The sequence below is a fragment of the Microbacterium sp. BF1 genome (assembly GCF_019279095.1).
In the GTDB taxonomy this organism is placed as follows: domain Bacteria; phylum Actinomycetota; class Actinomycetes; order Actinomycetales; family Microbacteriaceae; genus Microbacterium; species Microbacterium maritypicum.
On record NZ_JAGYWT010000321.1, the window covers coordinates 1 to 2,839 of the forward strand.

The following is a 2,839-nucleotide window of genomic DNA, read 5'->3' on the forward strand; positions in this document are numbered from 1 at the left end:
CGCCGTCCGCGGCGACACGAGCCCCCACAGGAACAGCAGCGCGATGACGAGTGCCAGGAGGAAACCGGGGTCGAGGGCGCGCTGGGCGAGGGATACCGAGGCGATCGCCCATCCGGACGGCGTGAAGGTGGCATCGGCGACCGGCTGGTAGGCGAACCACCCGGTGCCGTCCCTGGCCGTCGAGATCCCGATCAGTGCCAGGAACGTCGCCAGCAGCAGCAGGACCGCGGTGATCGCAGCGGCGAATCGTGGGCCTCGGGGGTCGATGCCTGCGGGAATGCTCATGGGGCTCCAGTCTTTCCGCTCACACGGCGGCGAGGGCGTCGGTGAGCGCGTGGCGGTCGGGGACACCGTGGAATCGTGCGCGGACGGCGCCGGAATCGTCGACCACGAAGGTCGTCGGCGTCTGCAGGACTCGGTAGCGAGCCGAGAGATCCGGGCGGTGCGTCAGATCCACCTCCAGATGACGGAGGTCGTCGTGCTCGGCCGCGTAGGCGCCGAGCAACCGTCTCACCTGGGGGCACCGTGCGCACATCTCCGTGCTGAACTGCACCAGTGTCGCTCGGGAACCGAGTTCGGCTGCGGCATCTGCGGGGTCGAAGAGGAGGGCGCCGCCGTCGCGTCGTCGTCCATCGCGACGGCGCAGCACGATGCCGACGATCGTCGCGAGCACGAGGAGTGCGGCGGCGATCCCCAGGGCGGCTGCGGGCGACATAGGTCGAGAATATGTCGTGCGGTGAAGGGTCATGGCCGATGTTTCCGACCATGACGAACGTCCCACGCCCGGGAGCTCATCCGCCCGTGGGAGGTGAGGGTGGCGGTATCGTGGCTTTCATGAGCGCAGCCGTCCCGACTCCTTACGAAGACCTGCTCCGCGACGTGCTGGAGAGCGGCACGCACAAGTCCGATCGCACCGGAACGGGCACGACGAGCGTCTTCGGTCGACAGATCCGCTTCGACCTGTCGAAAGGATTCCCGCTCATCACCACCAAGCGCGTGCACTTCAAGTCCATCGCGTACGAGCTCCTCTGGTTCCTGCGTGGCGATTCCAATGTGGGGTGGCTCCGCGACAACGGCGTCACGATCTGGGATGAGTGGGCAGACGAGTCCGGCGACCTGGGGCCGGTCTACGGGGTGCAGTGGCGGTCGTGGCCCACCCCGGACGGTGGGAGCATCGACCAGCTCTCCGAGGTCATCGAGCAGATCCGCCGCTCGCCCGACTCCCGGCGGCTCATCGTCTCGGCCTGGAACCCCGCTGACATCCCCGACATGGCTCTCGCCCCCTGCCACGCCCTGTTCCAGTTCTACGTCGCCGACGGCAAGCTCTCCTGCCAGCTCTACCAGCGCAGCGCCGACATGTTCCTCGGCGTGCCCTTCAACATCGCCTCGTATGCGTTGCTCACGATGATGATCGCCCAGCAGGTCGGCCTGGAGCCCGGAGACTTCGTCTGGACGGGCGGCGACTGCCACGTCTACGACAATCACGTCGAGCAGGTGCGTGAGCAGCTCAGCCGAGACCCCTACGAGTATCCGACGCTGCGCTTCGCTCGGAAGCCGGAATCGATCCTCGACTACCGCTACGAGGACTTCGTGGTGGAGAACTACCAGCACCACGCGCCGATCAGGGCGGCGGTGGCGGTATGACCTGGGTCGGGCTGATCTGGGCCGAGGCCCACGGCGGCGTGATCGGCGCCGAGGGCGGGATGCCCTGGCACGTGCCGGAAGACCTGGCGCATTTCAAGGACGTCACCCTCGGTGCGCCCGTGGTGATGGGCCGCAAGACCTGGGATTCGCTTCCGGAGCGCTTCCGACCGCTCGCCGGCCGCGACAACATCGTGGTGACTCGGCAGCAGGACTGGTCCGAGGACGGTGCGCGCCGAGCGGCCACGGTCGCGGAAGCCGTGCGCGGGCTCGACAGGGCATGGATCATCGGCGGTGCGGAGATCTTCCGCCAGGTGATCGGTGACGCGGATCGGCTGGAGGTCACCGAACTCGATCTCGACGTCGCCGGCGACACCTACGCACCGGCCAAGACGGGCTGGCGACTCGTCGACGAGGGGGAGTGGCGCACCTCACGCACCGGCGTCCGCTACCGCTTCCTCGGATACGAGCGCTGATGCCCACTGCACTGATCACCGGAGCCAGCGCCGGACTGGGCGCAGAGTTCGCTCGTCAGCTCGCGCGGCGTCGCGCCGATCTCGTCTTGGTGGCGAGGTCGGAGGAGGCTCTCTCGGAGCTGGGTGCGCAACTGCGGAGCGAGTACGGTGTCGCGGTCGAGATCATCGCCGCCGACCTGGCGGATGAGAGCGGTGTGGAGAAGGTCGCCGAGCGGCTGCGCGACGCGGCTGACCCGGTCGACCTCCTGGTGAACAACGCCGGATTCGGTCTTCCCCTGCAGTTCGCCGACAACGACATCGACGACGAGGTGCGTCACCTGCGGGTGCATGTCGAAGCATCGATGCGTCTCATGCACGCGGCGCTGCAGTCCATGCGCGGCCGCGGCGGGCGCATCATCAACGTGGCGTCGGTCGCGGGGTTCATCTCGCGGTCGACGTACTCCGCCTGCAAGGCGTGGTTGATCGGTTTCAGCCGCTGGGCGAACGCCGAGTACGGCCGTGACGGCGTCTCCGTGACGGCGTTGTGCCCGGGATTCACTCATACGTCTTTCCACGAGCGCATGGGGCTTGCGGTCGGTGAGGAGGGTGTTCCCGCCATCATGTGGCTGAACGCGCGCGACGTCGTGCGCGTCGGCCTGCGCGATGCGGCCCGTGGCAAGGCCGTCTCGGTGCAACCTTCGTTCTCGTTTTCGTGATCTTCGCGTTCGCCGACTACGGCGACA

4 protein-coding genes and 1 pseudogene are annotated in these 2,839 nt (G+C 67.8%); 3 read left to right on the plus strand and 2 right to left on the minus strand.

What is annotated here, in order from left to right; genetic code table 11:
• A pseudogene (locus KZA10_RS11320) lies at positions 1-285 on the minus strand (DUF4395 domain-containing protein); the annotation flags it as partial.
• Positions 286-304: 19 nt separating this feature from the next.
• Complete coding sequence (locus tag KZA10_RS11325; protein ID WP_055868733.1) at positions 305-715, minus strand: thioredoxin family protein; 411 nt, start codon at positions 713-715, stop codon at positions 305-307.
• A 119-nt stretch (positions 716-834) separates the two neighbouring features.
• Here KZA10_RS11325 and KZA10_RS11330 point away from each other — a divergent pair, with 119 nt between their 5' ends.
• From KZA10_RS11330 to KZA10_RS11340, 3 genes are read left to right on the plus strand one after another with little or no spacing between them, the layout of a single operon-like run.
• The gene (locus tag KZA10_RS11330; protein ID WP_055873172.1) at positions 835-1,644 is read left to right on the plus strand and encodes a thymidylate synthase; all 810 of its coding nucleotides are present in this window, start codon (positions 835-837) and stop codon (positions 1,642-1,644) included.
• A complete protein-coding gene (locus tag KZA10_RS11335) occupies positions 1,641-2,117 on the plus strand; it encodes a dihydrofolate reductase (RefSeq protein WP_141388001.1) in 477 nt (158 codons plus the stop codon). Before KZA10_RS11330 ends, KZA10_RS11335 begins: the two co-directional genes overlap by 4 nt.
• Complete coding sequence (locus KZA10_RS11340) at positions 2,117-2,812, plus strand: SDR family oxidoreductase (RefSeq protein WP_256934752.1); 696 nt, start codon at positions 2,117-2,119, stop codon at positions 2,810-2,812. The genes KZA10_RS11335 and KZA10_RS11340 overlap by 1 nt, the downstream gene beginning before the upstream one ends.
• Positions 2,813-2,839: the final 27 nt, after the last annotated feature.